The sequence below is a fragment of the Pseudomonas sp. YA1 genome (genome assembly GCF_058680555.1).
In genome coordinates, this window is record NZ_JBZWBG010000008.1 from 22,282 (window position 1) to 40,239 (window position 17,958).

A 17,958-nucleotide genomic window follows, 5' to 3' on the forward strand; every position below is an offset into this window, starting at 1 on the left:
TGGCGCAGCGCGTTCGGGCACGGATGTGACGCGGCGGATCGGCCGCGAGACACCCGGCATGCGTATTCCGTCGCCAGTCTGCCCGAGCAAGGTTTCACCCGCCTTTCAGGGCGGAGATGGCGCCGCACCCGGCGGGACGGTAGGCTAGTGGCCCGTGTGGCTGACTCGACCAGTCGAACGCCGATCACCGAGTCAACCGTACAGGCCACCAGGCCTTCGGCGCCGGGGGAAGCCCGCCGGTGCCATGGATGACCGTTCACCGTACAAGGAAACCCCATGCGCAGCCTTCTTCTCTCCTCGCTGGCCCTGCTACCCGCCCTGGCCCTGGCGCAACCCGACGCCTCGAGCTTCCCTTCCTGCCTCGCCGGCCTGCAGAAGAAGGCCCAGGCGCAGGGCATTTCCGCCGACAGTTATGAGCGCTTCACCAGCGGCCTGCAGGCCGACCTCAGCGTGCTCGACCTGCTCGACGCGCAGCCGGAGTTCACCACCCCGCTGTGGGACTACCTGGCCGGCCTGGTGGACGAGCAGCGGGTCAGCGATGGCAAGGCGATGCTCGCCCAGCACGACAAGCTGCTCGACCAGGTGGCCGCGCGCTACGGCGTGGACAAGTACACGGTGGTGGCGGTGTGGGGCGTGGAAAGCGACTACGGGCGGATCTTCGGCAAGCGTCCGCTGCTGACCTCGCTGTCGACCCTGTCCTGCTACGGGCGCCGCCAGTCGTTCTTCCAGGGCGAGTTCCTCGCCACCCTGAAGCTGTTGCAGGCCGGCGACATCCGCGACGCCGGCATCACCGGCTCCTGGGCCGGGGCCTTCGGCCATACCCAGTTCATGCCATCGACCTACGCGCGGATCGCCGTGGACTTCGACGGCGACGGTCGTCGCGACCTGGTAGGCAGCGTGCCGGATGCCCTCGGTTCCACCGCCAACTACCTGAAGAAGGCTGGCTGGCGCACGGGACAGCCGTGGGGCTATGAAGTGAAGGTGCCGGCCGACTTCCCCGCCAGCCTGGCCGGGCGCGGCAAGCGCCAGCCGCTGTCGGCCTGGGTCGCCCGTGGGGTGAAGCGGGCCGACGGCCAGCCGCTGCCGGGCGGCGACGAGAAGGCCGCGATCCTCCTGCCGACCGGGGCCCAGGGCCCGGCCTTCCTGGTCTATCGCAACTACGATGCGATCTATTCCTACAACGCCGCGGAAAGCTACGCGCTGGCCATCGCCCTGCTTTCCGACCGCCTGCGCGGCGGCAGCGGCCTGGTGGCGTCCTGGCCGACCGACGACCCGGGCATCAGCCGGCTCGAGCGCAAGCAATTGCAGAAGGCGTTGCTGGCGCGCGGCTACGACATCGGCGAGGCCGACGGGTTGATCGGCACCAGCACGCGCAAGGCGATCCAGGCCGAGCAGAAGCGCCTCGGCCTGACCCCGGCCGACGGTCGCGCCGGGCGCAAGATCCTCGAGGCGCTGAAGGGCGCCCAGCCCTGATCCCGTAGCGCCGCCCGGTCCGCGGGCGGCGCTACCAGCCCTTCACTCCGGTCATGTCCGGCAGGTGGTGGGCGATCCCCTTGTGGCAGTCGATGCAGGTGGCTTCGCCGCTGGCCAGGGCGGTGGAGTGCATCTGCCGCGCGCGCACGCTCTGCCGGGTGAAGTCCATGAACTCGAAGTTGTGGCAGTTGCGGCATTCCAGCGAATCGTTGGCCTTGAGCCGCGCCCATTCGTGCTCGGCCAGCTCGCGGCGGTGGTCGAGGAATTTCTCGCGGGTGTTGATGGTGCCGAAGATCTTGCCCCAGACCTCCTTGGAGGCCTGCATCTTGCGCGCGATCTTGTCGGTCCACTTGTGTGGCACGTGGCAGTCGGGACAGGTGGCGCGGACTCCGGAACGGTTGCTGTAGTGGATGGTGTCCTTGAGTTCGACGAACACGTTGTCGCGCATCTCGTGGCAGGAAATGCAGAAGGTCTCGGTGTTGGTCGCCTCCAGGGCGGTGTTGAAGCCGCCCCAGAAGACGATCCCGGCGATGAAGCCGCCGAGGGTGAGGAAGCCCAGGCTGAAATGCACGCTGGGACGACGCAGGACCCGCCAGTAACCGGCCAGCCAGGCGATGAGTGCTTTCATGCGGCCTCCCTCAGGGTTTGCGCGCCGCATTGGCGGCTTCTTTCTCGAGGATCTGGTCGATGTTCTCGAAGCGGTTGTCGACCAGCGGCTTTACGTCCTGTTGCGGCACATGGCACTGCACGCAGAAGTAGCGGCGCGGCGAGACGGCGGCCAGCGGCTGGCCGTCGCGGTCCATGTAGTGGGTGATGCTGATCATCACCGCCTGGGTTCGCGCGCTGTTGGCGCGGCTGTGGCAGGACAGGCACTTGTTGCTGTCCTTGTCGATGCGATAGCCGACGATGCTGTGGGGAATGGTCGGCGGCTGCTCGGGGTAGTTGCGCTCGCGTTTCAGGTCCTTGTTTTCCTCGGCCGCCAGCGGCGGCGCGGGGCGGCTTTCGGCCAGCGTGCCGCCGGGGCGGCGGCCGTCGGGGGCGGGCGCGTCCAGCGGGTAGCCGAGGTCGGCGGCGAAGGCCGCGGGGGCGCCGAGCAGGACGAGGAGCAGGGCAGTCAGCAGAGGTTTCATGGCGCGCTCCTCAGGCCAGGTTGAGCAGTTCGATGCGAACGGCGCACTTCTTGTAGTCGGTCTGCTTGGAAATCGGGTCGGTGGCGTCCAGGGTGACCTTGTTGATCAGCTTGTTGGCGTCGAAGAACGGCACGAACACCAGCCCCTGGGGCGGCTTGTTGCGCCCGCGGGTCTCGACCCGCGCGCGGATCTCGCCGCGCCGGCTTACCACCTTGACCTCGCTGCCGCGGCGCAGCTTGAGCTGGCGCGCATCCTCCGGGTGCATGTAGACCAGCGCGTCGGGCACCGCCTTGTACAGCTCCGGGACCCGCGCGGTCATGCTCCCGGTGTGCCAGTGTTCGAGCACCCGGCCGGTGGCGAGCCAGAACGGGTAGTCCTGGTCCGGCGCCTCGGCCGGCGGCTCGTAGGGCAGGGCGAAGACGATCGCCTTCTTGTCCGGATAGCCATAGAACTGCACGCCGCTGCCCTTGCTCACGTAGGGGTCGTAGCCCTCGCGGTAGCGCCAGCGGGTCTCCTTGCCGTCCACCACCGGCCAGCGCAGGCCACGCGCCTCGTGGTAGGCGTCGAAGGGGGCGAGGTCGTGGCCGTGGCCGCGACCGAAGGCGGCGTATTCCTCGAACAGGCCCTTCTGGATATAGAAGCCGAATGCGTCGACCTCGTCGTTGGCGTAGCCCTTGGCCAGGTCGCTGGCCGGGAAGCGGTCGACCTGGCCGTTGCGGAACAGCACGTCGTAGAGGGTCTTGCCCTTCAGCTCGGGGGCCTTCGCCAGCAGTTCCGCGGGCCAGACCTCGTCGGTGGTGAAGCGCTTGGAGAATTCCACCAGTTGCCAGAGGTCGGACTTCGCCTCGCCCGGTGCCTTCACCAACTGGTGCCAGAACTGCGTGCGGCGCTCGGCATTGCCGAAGGCGCCTTCCTTCTCCACCCACATGGCGCTGGGCAGGATCAGGTCGGCGGCCTGGGCCGAGACGGTGGGGTAGACGTCGGAGACGATCACGAAGTTGTCCGGGTTGCGCCAGCCGGGCAGCACTTCCTGCATCACGTTGGGACCGGCCTGCATGTTGTTGCTGACCTGGGTCCAGTAGACGTTGAGCACGCCGTCCTTGAGCATCCGGCTCTGCTGCACGGCGTGGAAGCCGACCTTTTCCTGGATGGTGCCGGCCGGCACCTTCCAGATCTTCTCCGCGGTTTCCCGGTGCTTCGGGTTGGTCACCACCAGGTCGGCGGGGAGCCGGTGGGAGAAGGTGCCGACCTCGCGCGCGGTGCCGCAGGCCGAGGGCTGGCCGGTGAGCGAGAAGGGGCTGTTGCCCGGTTCGCTGATCTTCCCGGTGAGCAGGTGGATGTTGTAGATCAGGTTGTTCGCCCAGACCCCGCGGGTGTGCTGGTTGAAGCCCATGGTCCAGAACGACACCACCTTGCGCTTGGGGTCGGCGTAGAGTTCGGCGAGGGCCTTCAGCCGCTCGGCCGGCACGCCGCTTTCGCGCGCGGTGCGCTCCAGGGTATAGGGCTTGACGAACTCGGCGAAGGCCTTGAAGTCGATGTCGCTCCAGGTGTTGGCCTTGTCGGCGTTCTTCGCCTTCTTCTCCAGCGGGTCGTCCGGGCGCAGGCCGTAGCCGATGTCCTCGGCGCCATGGGCGAAGCGCACGTGGCGCTCGACGAAGTCGCGGTTCACCGCGCCGCTCTCGATGATGTGATTGGCGATGTAGTTGAGGATGATCAGGTCGGTCTGCGGCTTGAACACCATGGGCAGGTCGGCCAGCTCGAAGCTGCGGTGCTCGAAGGTGGACAGCACCGCAACCTTGACCTGCGGCGCGCTGAGCCGGCGGTCGGTGACCCGCGACCAGAGCACCGGGTGCATCTCGGCCATGTTCGAGCCCCAGAGGACGAAGCTGTCGGTGGCCTCGATGTCGTCGTAGCAGCCCATCGGCTCGTCCATGCCGAAGCTGCGCATGAAGCCCATCACCGCCGAGGCCATGCAGTGGCGGGCGTTGGGGTCGATGTTGTTGCTGCGCAGGCCGGCCTTGAACAGCTTGTTCGCCGCATAGCCTTCCCAGACCGTCCACTGGCCGGAGCCGAACATGCCGACCGACTCCGGTCCCTTGGCCTTGAGCGCGGCCTTGAACTTCTCGGCCATGATGTCGAAGGCCTGTTCCCAACTGATCGGCTGGAACTCGCCCTGCTTGTCGAACTTGCCGTCCTTCATGCGCAGCAGCGGGCGGGTCAGGCGGTCGCTGCCGTACATGATCTTCGACAGGAAGTAGCCCTTCACGCAGTTGATCCCGCGGTTGACCTCGGCCTTGATGTCGCCATGGGTGGCCACCACCTGGCCGTCGCGGGTGGCGACCATCACGCTGCAACCGGTGCCGCAGAAGCGGCAGGGGGCCTTGTTCCAGACCAGGCTGGTGACGTCCGCCTCGGTCACCAGGTTGCTGGCGCGGACCAGGATCGGCAGGCCGGCCGCCGCCGCGGCGATGGCGGCGGCGTTGGCCTTGGCGAATTCACGACGGGTGAGGTTCATCGATTGTCTCCTCGGGCGAGCACGGTATCGCGCGGTCGGTCATGGCCGCCGCGTCGTTGCTATCGTCGTCGTGCAGGATCTCGTGGTAGACCAGCACGGCGTTGAGCACTCCAGGCAGGTTCTGCAACTGGCCCAGGGTGTCGAGAATCTGTTCTTCGCGTTCGGCTTCCAGCACCAGGATCAGCTTGCCCTGCGGGCTTTCCTGGTAGATCTCCAGGCCGTCGAGCAGCGCCAGGTTGGCTTTCACCGCCGGCAGTCGCTCGGGTCGGCAATGCAGGATGAGGCTGGCGATCTGCAGGGCTTCAGGCATGTCGTGGAGACTCCTTGGTGGATAGCGCGCGCAGTTGGATGGCCTGGCTCGGACAGGGCGCCAGGCAGGCGCCGCAGCCGTTGCAGCGCTGGCTGTCCAGCTCGGCCAGGGCGACGCCGCCGGAGGCCGGGCGGAAACGGATCGCGGCGGGTTCGCAGGCGTCCTGGCAACTGCGGCAGTGGATCCCGGCCAGGGCCAGGCAGGCTTCGCCGATCGTGGCGATCCAGGGGAAGGCCGGGCGCGCGCCATCGAACAGGCCGGCCTCGCAGCGGCTGGCGCATTCCCCGCACAGCGTGCAGCCGGTGCTGGAGAGGTCGAGTTCGACGAGCCGACCGGCGCCGAGCTTCAGCACGCCTTCCGGGCAGGCCTCGACGCAGGCGGCGCAGCCTGTGCAGCCTGCGGCGAAGTCGGCGGCGGTCCACGGCGGGCGCCGCGTCGGCGGGTGCCCGCCGAGGCGGCGGAACAGCTCTCGGCGACTGCTCATACCCGACCTCAGGCCGGCGGCCCGGGCGGGCCGGCCAGTAGCTGGTACATCCAGACGCAGAAACCGAAGCCGCCGACCAGTGCGACGGACAGCAGCGGGAACAGGCAGATCACGAGAAACAGGAAGAGCCTGGCTTCCATGCCCTTGACGCGTCCCTGGTCGGGTTGTTCGTTCATTGGCCCAGCCTCTGTGCAGGCGACTGTAGAGAGCCTAGACCCTACTTGCAGTACGGGCAAAAACCTCGCCGAGCCGGCGCGCGGCAGCCTGGAAACAGAGCGTTCGCCGGCAAACGCGAGTCGTTCAGCCCGGGTTCAGCAAGCGTTCAGGGGCGGTTCAGTACCCTGTCCGTACTCTGCAAGCCGTGAACGACACGACTCTCGCAGAACGGAGAAACACCATGAAAGCACTCAAGACTCTCTTCATCGCCACCGCCCTGCTGGGTTCCGCCGCCGGCGTCCAGGCCGCCGACAACTTCGTCGGCCTGACCTGGGGCGAGACCAGCAACAACATCCAGAAGTCCAAGTCGCTGAACCGCAACCTGAACAGCCCGAACCTCGACAAGGTGATCGACAACACCGGCACCTGGGGCATCCGCGCCGGCCAGCAGTTCGAGCAGGGCCGCTACTACGCGACCTACGAGAACATCTCCGACACCAGCAGCGGCAACAAGCTGCGCCAGCAGAACCTGCTCGGCAGCTACGACGCCTTCCTGCCGATCGGCGACAACAACACCAAGCTGTTCGGCGGTGCCACCCTCGGCCTGGTCAAGCTGGAACAGGACGGCAAGGGCTTCAAGCGCGACAGCGATGTCGGCTACGCTGCCGGGCTGCAGGCCGGTATCCTGCAGGAGCTGAGCAAGAATGCCTCGATCGAAGGCGGCTATCGTTACCTGCGCACCAACGCCAGCACCGAGATGACCCCGCATGGCGGCAACAAGCTGGGCTCCCTGGACCTGCACAGCAGCTCGCAATTCTACCTGGGCGCCAACTACAAGTTCTAAATGACCGCGCAGCGCCCGCGAGGGCATGCTTCGATGGCCGGGCCGGAAGGTCCGGCCGCATCTCATCCGGAGGAACCTCATGAAACTGCTGGTAGTGGAAGACGAGGCGCTGTTGCGCCACCACCTCTATACCCGCCTGGGTGAACAGGGGCACGTGGTGGACGCGGTACCGGATGCCGAGGAAGCCCTCTACCGGGTCAGCGAATACCACCACGACCTGGCGGTGATCGACCTCGGCCTGCCGGGCATGAGCGGCCTGGACCTGATCCGCGAGCTGCGTTCGCAGGGCAAGTCCTTCCCGATCCTGATCCTCACCGCCCGCGGCAACTGGCAGGACAAGGTCGAAGGCCTGGCCGCCGGGGCCGACGACTACGTGGTCAAGCCGTTCCAGTTCGAGGAACTGGAAGCGCGCCTGAACGCGCTGCTGCGACGCTCCTCGGGGTTCGTCCAGTCGACCATCGAGGCCGGCCCCCTGGTCCTCGACCTGAACCGCAAGCAGGCGCTGGTCGAGGAGCAACCGGTGGCGCTGACCGCCTACGAATACCGCATCCTCGAATACCTCATGCGGCATCACCAGCAGGTGGTGGCCAAGGAACGCCTGATGGAACAGCTCTATCCTGACGACGAGGAGCGCGACGCCAACGTCATCGAGGTGCTGGTCGGCCGCCTGCGGCGCAAGCTGGAGGCCTGCGGCGGCTTCAAGCCGATCGATACGGTGCGCGGCCAGGGCTACCTGTTCACCGAGCGCTGCCGGTGATCCGTTCCCTGCGCATCCGCCTGATGCTCGGCGCCGCCGCCCTGGCGGTGCTGTTCATGCTGGCGCTGCTGCCGGCCCTGCAGCGGGCCTTCGGCATCGCCCTGGAGAACACCATCGAGCAGCGCCTGGCCGCCGACGTGGCGACCCTGGTCTCGGCGGCGCGGGTAGAGAAGGGCCGCCTGGTGATGCCCGAGCACCTGCCGGTGGAGGAGTTCAACCTGCCGGAGGCCAAGGTCCTCGGCTACATCTACGACCAGAATGGCGATCTGCTCTGGCGCTCCACCTCGGCGGCCGACGAGTCGATCAACTACACGCCGCGCTACGACGGCCGCGGCAACGAATTCCACACCACCCGCGACGCGAAGGGCGAGGAGTTCTTCGTGTTCGACGTCGAGATCGACCTGCTGCGCGGCAAGCAGGCGGCCTATAGCATCGTCACCATGCAATCGGTCAGCGAGTTCGAGAGCCTGCTCAAGGGGTTCCGCGAGCAGCTCTACCTGTGGCTCGGCGGCGCCCTGCTGGTCTTGCTCGGGCTGCTCTGGCTGGGCCTGACCTGGGGCTTCCGGGCGATGCGCGGGTTGAGTTCCGAGCTGGACCAGATCGAATCCGGCGAGCGCGAGAGCCTGAGCGAGGAGCATCCGCGCGAGCTGCTGCGCCTGACCCACTCGCTGAACCGCCTGTTGCGCAGCGAGCACAAGCAGCGCGAGCGCTACCGCCACTCCCTCGGCGACCTGGCGCACAGCCTGAAGACGCCGCTGGCGGTCTTGCAGGGGGTCGGCGACCAGCTCGCCGAGGAGCCCGGCAACCGCGAGCAGGTGCGGGTGCTACAGGGCCAGATCGAGCGCATGAGCCAGCAGATAGGCTATCAGTTGCAGCGCGCCAGCCTGCGCAAGAGCGGCCTGGTACGCCATCGCGAGCAACTGGCGCCGCTGGTGGAGACCCTGTGCGACGCGCTGGACAAGGTCTATCGCGACAAGCGGGTAAGCCTGCAGCGGGACTTCTCGCCGTCCTTCAGCGTGCCGGTGGAGCGCGGCGCGCTGCTGGAATTGCTTGGCAACCTGCTGGAGAACGCCTATCGCCTGTGCCTGGGGCGGGTCCGCGTGGGCGCCCGGCTGGGGCCGGGCTACTCGGAACTGTGGGTCGAGGACGACGGTCCCGGAGTGCCCGTCGAGCAGCGCGCACGGATCATCCGCCGCGGCGAGCGCGCCGATACCCAGCACCCGGGGCAGGGCATCGGCCTGGCCGTGGCGCTGGACATCATCGAGAGCTACGACGGCGAGCTGAGCCTGGACGATTCCGAGCTGGGCGGTGCCTGTTTCCGCATACGTTTCGCTACAGTCTGAGACTTGGCGGCCGTTACCTACGTCTGAGGTGTTTCCGCGCTACGCTGAAGTCTGTTCGGCTGGCGCAGTTCCTTTGACGCAGGTACCGGGGATTCGAGCGGATGTTCAGTGGCAAAACCGACGACAGGGGGTTGTGGGCGGGCATCCAGGCCGGTGTGCTGTTCTTCCTCGCCGCCCTGGCCTGCATCTACCTGTCGCGCCAGCCTGCCACCGTCGCGGCGATCTGGCTGCCCAACGCGATCCTCACCGCCGCCCTGCTGCGCGCGCCGCTGCGCCAGTGGCCAGCGATCCTGCTCTGCTCCGCCGTGGCCAACCTGGCGGCCAACCGCCTGTATGGCGACAGCCTGTGGATGAGCGCGGCGTTCCTGCCGGCCAACCTGAGCGAAGCGATCTTCGCCGCGATGCTGTTACGCATCAACCGGGTGCGCGAGGACTTCGAATTCAACCTGCATTCGGCGGTTCGCGTGCTCTGGGCCGGCGCGCTGATCCCGCCCTTGCTCGGCGCCTCGGTGGGCGCGGTGCTGGTCAGCGTCTTCGGCATGGGGCGTTTCCCGGAAATGTGGGCGCGCTGGTACGTGGGCGATGCGATGGGCATGCTCGCGCTGCTGCCGTTATGCATGGCCAGCAACCTGGCGGCCTGGCGTCACGGTCTGTCGGGGCGGGCGGGAGTGGACAACGCGATGCTCCTGCTGGTGACCCTGGTGATCAGCTTCGTGGCCCTGACGCGCCTGCCCTACGCCTTCATCTACGTGCTCCTGCCGCTGCTGGTGGCCGCCGCCAGCACCAGCGTGTTCGGCACCGCGCTGATCGGCTGCCTGAACACCTGTTTCATCGCCGTGCTGATCGCCCTCGGCGTGTTCGTCCCCGAGTCGTCCCAGCAGCGTTTCGGCGAGCCGCTGCTGTACCTGCCGATGGCCTTGACCCTCATTCCCGCCTTCCTGGTCTCGGTGATCATGGAGCGCAGCCGCCGCGAGCAGCACCAGGTGGCCATCGGCGAGGCGCAGTTCCGCGGCGCCATGGAATTCTCGGCGATCGGCATGGCCCTGGTGTCGCTGGAGGGGCGGCTGTTCAAGGTCAACGAGGCGCTGTGCCGGATGCTCGGCTATTCCGCCGAACGCTTGGGCGAGCTGTCGTTCCAGGAGATCACCTATGCGGACGACCTGGAACTGGACCTCGACCTGGTGCGCGACCTGCTCGCCGGGCGTATCAACTCCTACCAGATGGAGAAGCGCTACCTGCGCCAGGACGGCGAAACCTTCTGGGCGCGCATCAGCGTGTCGCTGGTGCGTGACGAGGAGGGAGTCGCCCAGTACTTCGTCACCCAGGTGGAGGATATCGACAGTCGCAAGCGCGCCGAGCTGGAGCGCGAGCGCCTCGCCGAACGGATCAAGCTGGCCACCGACGCCGGGCAGATCGGCATCTGGGAGTGGGACCTGGCGCGCAACCGCCTGCACTGGGATTTCCGCATGTTCGATCTGTACGGCATCCGCAGCGGTCCGGGGGAGACCACGGTGGAGCAGTGGAAGGCGAGCCTGCATGCCGAGGATCACGACCGCGTGCTGCGCGAGCTGGAGCGCGCCGTCAGCGGGTTGCAGAAATTCGACTGCGAGTTCCGTATCGTCCGCCCCAACCGCGAGGTTCGCCACCTGCGGGCGATCGCCACGCTGACGCGCGACGAGGACAACCGTCCGGTGCGGATGATCGGCATCAACAGCGACATCACCGAGATCCGCACCCTGGCGGAAACCCTGCACGAGGAAAAGGAACGCCTGCAGGTGACCCTGTATTCCATCGGCGATGCCGTGTTGACCACCGACGCCGGCGGCCGCGTGACCTTCATGAACCCGGTGGCCGAGGCGATGACCGGCTGGACCCTGCAGGACGCCATCGGCGCGCCCCACGAACTGGTCTTCAACGTGCTCGACAGCGACACCGGCGAGGCCCTGGAAAGCCCGGTGCGACGCTGCCTGCAGAACACCCGGGTGTTCTACCTGGAGGACGGCGCCACGCTGATCAGCCGCAAGGGCGAGCAGCACGATATCCAGAATTGCGCGGCGCCGGTGCGCACCCGCGATGGCGAGATCATCGGCACCGTGCTGGTGTTCCAGAACGTCACCAAGGCCCGGGCGATGCAGCGCGAGCTGAGCTATCACGCCTCCCACGATGCCCTCACCGGGCTGTTCAACCGCACCAAGTTCGAGGAGGAGCTGCAACGCGCCCTGGCCAACGCCCAGGAGCGGGCGACCCAGCATGCGCTGTGCTTCATCGACCTCGACCGCTTCAAGGTGGTCAACGATTCCGCCGGGCACGCGGCGGGCGACATGCTGCTGCGCGAGCTGAGCCGGATTCTCGCCGACCGCACCCGCGCCTCCGACACCCTGGCGCGGCTGGGCGGCGACGAGTTCGGCCTGCTGCTGTTCGATTGCGACCTGGCGGAGGCGGAGCAGGTGGCGAGCAAGCTCATCGAGCAGATCTGCTCGGTGCGCTTCCCCTGGGAAGGGCGGCTCTACGACGTGGGCGCGAGCATCGGCATCACCGCCCTTACCGCCACCTCGCGCAGCACCAGCGAACTGATGAGCCAGGCCGACGTGGCCTGCTATGCGGCCAAGCATGCCGGGCGCAACCGGGTCTCGGTGTACCAGTTCGGCCATGAGGAAGTGGAGCGCCAGCACCGCGACATACTCCTCGCCAGCGGGCTGCGCGAGGCCCTGGAGAACGACCGCTTCCAGTTGCAGGCGCAGGAGATCGTACCGGTCGGCCCACGCCGCGACGGCGACCGGCACTACGAGCTGCTGCTGCGACTGTACGATCCGGATGGCCAGATGACTCCGCCGGGCGCCTTCATCCCGGCCGCCGAGCGCTTCAACCTGATGGCCAGCATCGACCGCTGGGTGATCAACGAGGCGCTGATCAACTTCGGCGCGCGGATCGCCGCGGTGGAGGGCCTGAGCATCGGCATCAACCTGTCCGGCAACTCGCTCAACGACCCGCTGTTCCTGCCTTACCTGCTGGATCGCATCGAACACTCGCCGCTGAGGCCGGAGCGCCTGTACTTCGAGCTGACCGAGACGGCGTTGATGAACCAGTTGTCGGTGGCTTCGCGGATCGTCGCCAAGCTGCGCGACCTCGGCTGCAAGGTGGCGCTGGACGACTTCGGCTCCGGCCTGAGTTCCTTCAATTACCTGAAGAATTTCGTCGTCGACGTGATCAAGATCGACGGTAGCTTCGTCCGCAACCTGGACAAGAGCCCGGTGGACCAGGCCATCGTCGACTCCATCAACCAGATCGCCCACCGCCTGGGCGCGGTGACCGTGGCCGAGTTCGTCGAGAGCCGGGAAATCCTCGATCACCTGGCGCGCCTCGGGGTGGATTTCGCCCAGGGCTACGCGGTCGGGCGGCCGCAGCCGTTCGCCACGGTGCTCGACCAGTTGCGCAGCGGGCTTCGTCGCCAGGAGCTGGGCTGAGCTTCAGGCTTCCGCCTGGTGCCGGTACGCGCCGGGGGTGAGGCCGGTCCACTTCTTGAACGCGCGATGGAAGGCCGAGGGCTCGGAAAAGCCGAGCTGCTCGGCGATGTCCTGGATCGACAGCTCGTCCCGACCCAGGTGGTAGATCGCCAGGTCGCGGCGCAGGTGGTCCTTGAGTTGCTGGAAGCTGCCGCCTTCCTCGCGCAGGTGGCGTCGCAGGGTCTGCGAACTCATGTGCAGCTGGCGGGCGACCTGGTCGAGGTCCGGCCAGCGCCGGCAGTCGCGGCCGAGCAGGCGGCGGATCTGGCTGGTCAGGCTGTCGCCGCCGTCCGGGCGCGCCAGCAGGTCGGCGGGAGAGTGCTGGAGGAACTGCTTGAGGGTGCGTTCGTCCTGCAGCAGCGGCATGCCCAGGTAGCGGGCGGCGAACAGCAGGCTGGTACAGCCGGCGGAAAACCGCCGGGGGCAGGGAAACAGCAGGTCGTACTCGGCCTGGTGGTCCGGCGCCGGGTAGCTGAAGGTGGCTTCCTCCAGGCGGATGCGCTGGCCGATCAGCCAACTGGCGAGGCGGTGCCAGATCACCAGCAGGCTTTCGGCGAGGAAGTGATCCGGGTCCGACAGGTGGCTTTCCTCGAGGCTCAGGCGCACCAGGTCGCCGTCGCGCCGCAGGTGGATCAGCGGCGCCTGGGGGAACAGGCCGTAGAACAGTTCGCCGCGCTGCAGGGCCTTTTCCAGGGTCCGGCAATGAATCAGGGTGTGGCACATCATGGCGAAGGTGCCGCGCTTGCTGCGGACTTCGCCGAAGCCCATGTATTCGTCGTCCAGCACTTCCCAGAGCAACTGCATCAGGCGGGTGAACTGCTCCGGCGCGATGCGTGCCCGCGGTTCGTCCAGCAGGGCCGGCTGGATGCCGGCGCGACGCAACAGGGCGGGGCCGTCCAGGCCTTGGCGCGTGGCCCCGCGCAACGCGGCGCGGACGAAATGGCTGGCGATGGTGCGCTCACGCATGGCGGCGTCCTTGTTGTTGGAACGGCGATGGTAGGGCGCCACCCGGAAGACGACAAGGGTGGTGGCGGACTCCCGCCATGCTCGCGCGGCACAGCCGGCCCGCCGGGCGGTAATCCGCCACGCTTAGCCCGCTATGCAATTTTCATTTTTTATTTAACTTATTGATATATAAGGATTTTCTTTAGAGAAAGAGCATCCTGGCACAGCCTCTGCAATGCCTGGGCAAGGTTCCGCCGCGGCGGTTCACGACAAAAAATCTCCCCAGCAAGGGGGGTAACGCTACCGGTGAGCGCGTTCCAGGGAACTGGCGAAGCGCCCCCGTGAGGACTCTGCCCATGACCAAACAACCCTTCTACAAGAGCCTGTACGTGCAGGTTCTGGTCGCCATCGCCATCGGTATCGCGCTCGGCCACTGGTACCCGGAAACGGCGGTGGCGATGAAGCCGTTCGGCGACGGCTTCGTCAAACTGATCAAGATGGCCATCGCGCCGATCATCTTCTGCACCGTGGTCACCGGCATCGCCGGCATGCAGAGCATGAAGTCGGTCGGCAAGACCGGCGGCATGGCGCTGCTGTACTTCGAGGTCGTCTCCACCGTGGCCCTGATCATCGGCCTGGTAGTGGTCAACGTGGTCCAGCCGGGCGCCGGCATGCACGTCGACCCGAACACCCTCGACACCAGCAAGATCGCTGCCTACGCCGCTGCCGGCGAGAAGCAGAGCACCGTCGACTTCCTGATGAACGTGATCCCCGGCACCGTGGTCGGCGCGTTCGCCAACGGCGACATCCTCCAGGTCCTGTTCTTCTCCGTGCTCTTCGGCTACGCCCTGCATCGCCTGGGCAGCTACGGCAAGCCGGTGTTCGAGTTCATCGAGCGCGTCTCCCACGTGATGTTCAACATCATCAACGTGATCATGAAGGTCGCCCCGATCGGTGCGTTCGGCGCCATGGCCTTCACCATCGGCGCCTACGGCGTGGGTTCGCTGGTGCAGCTCGGCCAACTGATGCTGTGCTTCTACATCACCTGCATCCTGTTCGTGCTCATCGTCCTCGGCGGCATCGCCCGCGCCCACGGCTTCAGCATCCTGCGCTTCATCAAGTACATCCGCGAGGAACTGCTGATCGTGCTGGGCACCTCGTCTTCCGAGTCGGCCCTGCCGCGGATGATCGACAAGATGGAGAAGCTCGGCTGCAACAAGTCGGTGGTCGGCCTGGTGATTCCCACCGGTTACTCCTTCAACCTCGACGGCACCTCGATCTACCTGACCATGGCCGCGGTGTTCATCGCCCAGGCCACCGATACGCCGATGGACATCACCCACCAGATCACCCTGCTGCTGGTGCTGCTGATCGCTTCCAAGGGCGCCGCCGGCGTCACCGGCAGCGGCTTCATCGTGCTCGCCGCGACCCTTTCCGCCGTCGGCCACCTGCCGGTCGCCGGTCTGGCGCTGATTCTCGGCATCGACCGCTTCATGTCCGAAGCCCGCGCGCTGACCAACCTGGTCGGCAACGGCGTGGCCACGGTAGTGGTTTCCAAGTGGTGCAAGCAGCTCGACGAGGGCACCTTGCAGCGCGAACTGGCCGGCGAGGGCAACGCTTCGTCGCCTGCCAGCGATATTCCGGTGGGCGGCCGCGAAGCGGTCTAAGCTCAAACCTGTTCGGCAGGGGGAAGTGAAGAGCTCCCTGCCGCCCTTCGAACCCGCCCTCGTGGCGGGTTTTTTTATGCCTCGGCGGCGGCCTGCTCGCGCAGCCAGGCGAGGAACAGCGAGAGGGGTGCTCGTTGCGCCGCTCCTGGCAGGCTCACCGCGTAATAGGCGAAGCGGCTCGGCCAGGGCCGCTCGAGGGCGACCGCCAGGCGGCCGCTGGCGATCTCGGCGCGGGCATGGATCTCCCGTACCAGCGCGATACCCTGGCCGGCCTCGGCGGCGCGAACCAGCAGCAGGTCGTCGGCGAAAGCCGGACCTCTCTCGCTGCGCGGGTCGTCCTCCACCCCCATCGCCCGCAGCCACAGGCGCCAGTCATTGCGCTCCGACTCCTGCAACAGTGGGTAGGCCAGGCAATCGATCGCTTCGCGGATCTCAGGGCCTTCCGCCAGCAGGCGCGGGCTGGCCACCGGGATCAGCGGCGGGGCCATCAGCGCCTGCACGTCGAGTCCGGGGTAGTCGCCGAGCCCGTGGCGGATGGCGACGTCGATTCGTTCCCGGCGCAGGTCGGCGAGCAGTGCCGTAGCCTCCACGCGGACTTCCACCTGCGGGTGCGACGCGCTGAATTGACCGAGGCGTGGCACCAGCCAGGTGGCGGCGAAGGAGGGCTCGGTGCTGACCGTGAGGGTCTGGCGGGCATTGATCGCCTCCAGCTGGGCAAGGCTCGCGGTGATCTGCTCGAAGGCCTGGCGGAGGCCGGGATAGACCTGCTCGCCCTCCGGCGTCAGGCGCATGCCATGGCTGAAGCGCTGGAACAGGACGACGCCGGTGCGCGCCTGCAGAGCCCTGAGCTGCTGGCTTACCGCGCCGGGAGTGACGCCCATGGCCGCGGCTGCGCGGGTGAGATTGCCATGGCGGGCGGTTTCGACGAAAGCGCGTAGCGCGAGGAGCGGGAGGACGGCACCCATGAATTCAGTTTTTCTATAAACAGGTTGTAGAAAGGATCGTTTTTCATCCGCCGACCTGAGCTTCAGCATGTGTGGCGAAACGAGAGACTTTAGCCTAGCTGCTTTCTTCGGTGTGCGGGAAGCGGCCGAGGCGGTTTCCCCGGTCGGCGCCGCCCCATCGCCCAGGCGCCGGATAGTCCAGCGCTGCAAGGATACTTGCCATGCCTTCCCTCCAGCTCTACAGCGACAGTTCACCCAACGGATTCAAGATCACCATCGCCCTCGAGGAACTGGGGCTGCCCTACGCACTGCACCACGTTCGCATCGACCATGGCGAGCAACGCCGCCCGGAATTCCTGCGCCTGAATCCACATGGCCGGATACCGGTGCTGGTAGACCGGGCCGCCGGCATCACCCTGTTCGAGTCGGCGGCGATCCTGCAGTACCTGGCGGAGACCAGCGGGCGGTTGCTTCCCGACGCCCCACGGGAACGCTGGGAGGCCCTGACCTGGCTGACTTTCCATGCTTCCAGCATGGGGCCCATCCTCGGCCAGCGCGTGCATTTCGAGATCTTCGCCGAAGAGCGGTACCCGCCGGCCATCGAACGCTATCGGCGGCTCTCCGAGGAGGTTTTCGCCACCCTCGACCAGCGCCTGGCCGGACGGCCCTGGCTGGCCGGTGAGCAATACTCCATCGCCGATATCGCCACCTTCGGCTGGACCCATACGGCGCGGATCGTCGACTTCGACTTCAGCCATTATCGCCACCTGGACGACTGGCACCGGCGCATGGCCCTGCGGCCTGCGGTGCAGCGCGGGATCGTCCTGCCGGAACCGGCGGTGGGTCCATGAGCGCCCTGCTGCAAGGCGCCTCGGCGCCGGCCTTCGTCGGGCACCCTGGCTATCGGCGCATGTTCGCCGCAGACGCGCTGACCCTGGGCCTGTTCCTGCCGTTGCGTTTCTACCAGGGCGACATGCGGGTGCTGCTGGGCCAGGCGCGGCTGGTCGAAGACATCGATCGACTGGGATTCGCCGCCGTCTGGGTACGCGACGTACCGCTGTTCGACCCACGCTTCGGCGATGCCGGACAAGTGTTCGACCCGTTCACCTACCTTGGCTATCTGGCCGCGCGGACCCGCCGTATCGCCCTGGCCACCGGCAGCGCGGTGCTTTCCCTGCGCCAACCGGTCGACCTGGCCAAGGCCGCGGCGAGCGTCGACCGGTTGTCCGGCGGACGCCTGGTGCTGGGCCTCGCCTCCGGCGACCGGCCGGTGGAGTTCCCCGCCTACGGGTTGGAGCATGCGCAGCGCGGCGAGCGGTTCGCCCAGGGCCTGGACTACCTGCGCCAACTGCTGCATGGCTGCCGGCACGTCGCCTCGCCGCTCGGTACGCTGGACGACGCCGAACTGTTGCCGCGTCCGCCGGCCGGCGCCATCCCGCTGGTCGTCACCGGCTCCGCGCGGCAGCCGGCGGACTGGCTGGCACGCCAGGCGGATGGCTGGCTGACCTATCCGGAGTCGACTGTCGATGCGTCCGGACCACGTCGCCTGGCCGGGAAGATCCGCGCCTGGAGGATGTCCATCGCGGACGGCGGGTTCCGCCCGCACATGACCAACGAATGGCTGGACCTGGTGGACGACCCGGCGTATCCGCGTACGTCGTTGCATGGCGGCTACGTCTTGCGCACCGGGCGCAACGGCCTGATCGAGCTGCTCGGCGAATGGCGTGCGGCGGGCGTCAACCATGCCGCCCTGGGCATCCAGTTCTCCGCCAGGCCGGCAGCGGAAGTCATCCAGGAACTGGCCGAGGAGGTGCTGCCGCTGTTCCCGTCCCACCCGGGCGTGCAGCCGGCGAGCATGGACTGGTAGCTGACCGATTCGGTCAACCG

At 67.3% G+C, this 17,958-nt stretch carries 16 protein-coding genes; 8 read left to right on the forward strand and 8 right to left on the reverse strand.

Annotated elements, in window-relative coordinates:
- Positions 1–276 precede the first annotated feature (276 nt).
- A complete protein-coding gene (locus AC4OR5_RS12725) occupies positions 277–1,473 on the forward strand; it encodes a lytic murein transglycosylase (RefSeq protein ID WP_003133821.1) in 1,197 nt (398 codons plus the stop codon).
- A gap of 31 nt (positions 1,474–1,504) precedes the next feature.
- On the opposite strand, the gene AC4OR5_RS12730 is transcribed toward AC4OR5_RS12725, so the two are convergent.
- The 6 genes from AC4OR5_RS12730 to napE are packed head-to-tail and all read right to left on the reverse strand — an operon-like array spanning position 1,505 to position 6,088.
- Positions 1,505–2,101 (reverse strand): cytochrome c3 family protein, encoded by a 597-nt coding sequence (locus tag AC4OR5_RS12730; protein ID WP_003082412.1) that lies wholly within the window; start codon positions 2,099–2,101, stop codon positions 1,505–1,507.
- Between the two features lie 10 nt (positions 2,102–2,111).
- Positions 2,112–2,603 carry a nitrate reductase cytochrome c-type subunit gene (locus tag AC4OR5_RS12735; RefSeq protein WP_003082414.1) on the reverse strand — a complete coding sequence of 164 codons (492 nt, stop codon included), beginning with the start codon at positions 2,601–2,603 and terminating at the stop codon, positions 2,112–2,114.
- 10 nt (positions 2,604–2,613) lie between these two features.
- The gene (gene napA, locus AC4OR5_RS12740) at positions 2,614–5,118 is read right to left on the reverse strand and encodes a nitrate reductase catalytic subunit NapA (RefSeq protein WP_003107632.1); all 2,505 of its coding nucleotides are present in this window, start codon (positions 5,116–5,118) and stop codon (positions 2,614–2,616) included.
- Entirely contained in the window at positions 5,099–5,428 is a 330-nt protein-coding gene (locus AC4OR5_RS12745; RefSeq protein WP_003082422.1) for a chaperone NapD, read from the reverse strand. The genes napA and AC4OR5_RS12745 overlap by 20 nt, the downstream gene beginning before the upstream one ends.
- Positions 5,421–5,912 (reverse strand): ferredoxin-type protein NapF, encoded by a 492-nt coding sequence (gene napF / locus AC4OR5_RS12750; RefSeq protein WP_058156991.1) that lies wholly within the window; start codon positions 5,910–5,912, stop codon positions 5,421–5,423. The genes AC4OR5_RS12745 and napF overlap by 8 nt, the downstream gene beginning before the upstream one ends.
- A gap of 8 nt (positions 5,913–5,920) precedes the next feature.
- A complete protein-coding gene (gene napE / locus AC4OR5_RS12755) occupies positions 5,921–6,088 on the reverse strand; it encodes a periplasmic nitrate reductase, NapE protein (protein ID WP_003082429.1) in 168 nt (55 codons plus the stop codon).
- A 221-nt stretch (positions 6,089–6,309) separates the two neighbouring features.
- Between napE and AC4OR5_RS12760 the strand changes: the two genes are divergently transcribed.
- The 4 genes from AC4OR5_RS12760 to AC4OR5_RS12775 all read left to right on the forward strand — a co-directional run bounded on the left by AC4OR5_RS12760 (position 6,310) and on the right by AC4OR5_RS12775 (position 12,476).
- Complete coding sequence (locus AC4OR5_RS12760) at positions 6,310–6,912, forward strand: outer membrane protein (RefSeq protein ID WP_003082431.1); 603 nt, start codon at positions 6,310–6,312, stop codon at positions 6,910–6,912.
- 79 nt (positions 6,913–6,991) lie between these two features.
- Positions 6,992–7,669, forward strand: coding sequence for a two-component system response regulator PhoP (gene phoP / locus AC4OR5_RS12765; protein ID WP_003082436.1), 678 nt, complete (start codon positions 6,992–6,994; stop codon positions 7,667–7,669).
- On the forward strand, positions 7,666–9,012 hold the full coding sequence (gene phoQ, locus AC4OR5_RS12770; protein WP_023106981.1) for a two-component system sensor histidine kinase PhoQ: 1,347 nt from the start codon (positions 7,666–7,668) through the stop codon (positions 9,010–9,012). Before phoP ends, phoQ begins: the two co-directional genes overlap by 4 nt.
- 101 nt (positions 9,013–9,113) lie before the next feature.
- Positions 9,114–12,476, forward strand: coding sequence for a diguanylate cyclase (locus tag AC4OR5_RS12775; protein WP_033975791.1), 3,363 nt, complete (start codon positions 9,114–9,116; stop codon positions 12,474–12,476).
- A gap of 3 nt (positions 12,477–12,479) precedes the next feature.
- Here AC4OR5_RS12775 and AC4OR5_RS12780 read toward each other — a convergent pair whose 3' ends face one another.
- Entirely contained in the window at positions 12,480–13,481 is a 1,002-nt protein-coding gene (locus AC4OR5_RS12780; protein ID WP_031285730.1) for an AraC family transcriptional regulator, read from the reverse strand.
- Positions 13,482–13,816: 335 nt separating this feature from the next.
- Between AC4OR5_RS12780 and dctA the strand changes: the two genes are divergently transcribed.
- Positions 13,817–15,127, forward strand: coding sequence for a C4-dicarboxylate transporter DctC (gene dctA, locus AC4OR5_RS12785; protein WP_003133810.1), 1,311 nt, complete (start codon positions 13,817–13,819; stop codon positions 15,125–15,127).
- 74 nt (positions 15,128–15,201) lie between these two features.
- On the opposite strand, the gene AC4OR5_RS12790 is transcribed toward dctA, so the two are convergent.
- Positions 15,202–16,092 (reverse strand): LysR substrate-binding domain-containing protein, encoded by an 891-nt coding sequence (locus tag AC4OR5_RS12790; RefSeq protein WP_003109209.1) that lies wholly within the window; start codon positions 16,090–16,092, stop codon positions 15,202–15,204.
- Positions 16,093–16,292: 200 nt separating this feature from the next.
- On the opposite strand from AC4OR5_RS12790, the gene AC4OR5_RS12795 reads away from it, so the two are divergent.
- Together AC4OR5_RS12795 and AC4OR5_RS12800 are read left to right on the forward strand one after the other, a co-directional pair.
- Positions 16,293–16,922: a glutathione S-transferase family protein gene (locus AC4OR5_RS12795; protein WP_003140525.1), complete on the forward strand. Its 630-nt coding sequence runs from the start codon at positions 16,293–16,295 to the stop codon at positions 16,920–16,922.
- On the forward strand, positions 16,919–17,938 hold the full coding sequence (locus AC4OR5_RS12800; protein ID WP_023095944.1) for an LLM class oxidoreductase: 1,020 nt from the start codon (positions 16,919–16,921) through the stop codon (positions 17,936–17,938). The genes AC4OR5_RS12795 and AC4OR5_RS12800 overlap by 4 nt, the downstream gene beginning before the upstream one ends.
- Positions 17,939–17,958: the final 20 nt, after the last annotated feature.

Excerpts from the sequence above, each read along its gene's own strand:
- AC4OR5_RS12725 (WP_003133821.1), top strand. The coding sequence starts at position 277 with ATGCGCAGCCTTCTTCTCTCCTCGCTGGCCCTGCTACCCGCCCTGGCC.
- AC4OR5_RS12730 (WP_003082412.1), bottom strand. The coding sequence starts at position 2,101 with ATGAAAGCACTCATCGCCTGGCTGGCCGGTTACTGGCGGGTCCTGCGT.
- AC4OR5_RS12735 (WP_003082414.1), bottom strand. The coding sequence starts at position 2,603 with ATGAAACCTCTGCTGACTGCCCTGCTCCTCGTCCTGCTCGGCGCCCCC.
- napA (WP_003107632.1), bottom strand. The coding sequence starts at position 5,118 with ATGAACCTCACCCGTCGTGAATTCGCCAAGGCCAACGCCGCCGCCATC.
- AC4OR5_RS12745 (WP_003082422.1), bottom strand. The coding sequence starts at position 5,428 with ATGCCTGAAGCCCTGCAGATCGCCAGCCTCATCCTGCATTGCCGACCC.
- napF (WP_058156991.1), bottom strand. The coding sequence starts at position 5,912 with ATGAGCAGTCGCCGAGAGCTGTTCCGCCGCCTCGGCGGGCACCCGCCG.
- napE (WP_003082429.1), bottom strand. The coding sequence starts at position 6,088 with ATGAACGAACAACCCGACCAGGGACGCGTCAAGGGCATGGAAGCCAGG.
- AC4OR5_RS12760 (WP_003082431.1), top strand. The coding sequence starts at position 6,310 with ATGAAAGCACTCAAGACTCTCTTCATCGCCACCGCCCTGCTGGGTTCC.
- phoP (WP_003082436.1), top strand. The coding sequence starts at position 6,992 with ATGAAACTGCTGGTAGTGGAAGACGAGGCGCTGTTGCGCCACCACCTC.
- AC4OR5_RS12775 (WP_033975791.1), top strand. The coding sequence starts at position 9,114 with ATGTTCAGTGGCAAAACCGACGACAGGGGGTTGTGGGCGGGCATCCAG.
- AC4OR5_RS12780 (WP_031285730.1), bottom strand. The coding sequence starts at position 13,481 with ATGCGTGAGCGCACCATCGCCAGCCATTTCGTCCGCGCCGCGTTGCGC.
- dctA (WP_003133810.1), top strand. The coding sequence starts at position 13,817 with ATGACCAAACAACCCTTCTACAAGAGCCTGTACGTGCAGGTTCTGGTC.
- AC4OR5_RS12790 (WP_003109209.1), bottom strand. The coding sequence starts at position 16,092 with ATGGGTGCCGTCCTCCCGCTCCTCGCGCTACGCGCTTTCGTCGAAACC.
- AC4OR5_RS12795 (WP_003140525.1), top strand. The coding sequence starts at position 16,293 with ATGCCTTCCCTCCAGCTCTACAGCGACAGTTCACCCAACGGATTCAAG.
- AC4OR5_RS12800 (WP_023095944.1), top strand. The coding sequence starts at position 16,919 with ATGAGCGCCCTGCTGCAAGGCGCCTCGGCGCCGGCCTTCGTCGGGCAC.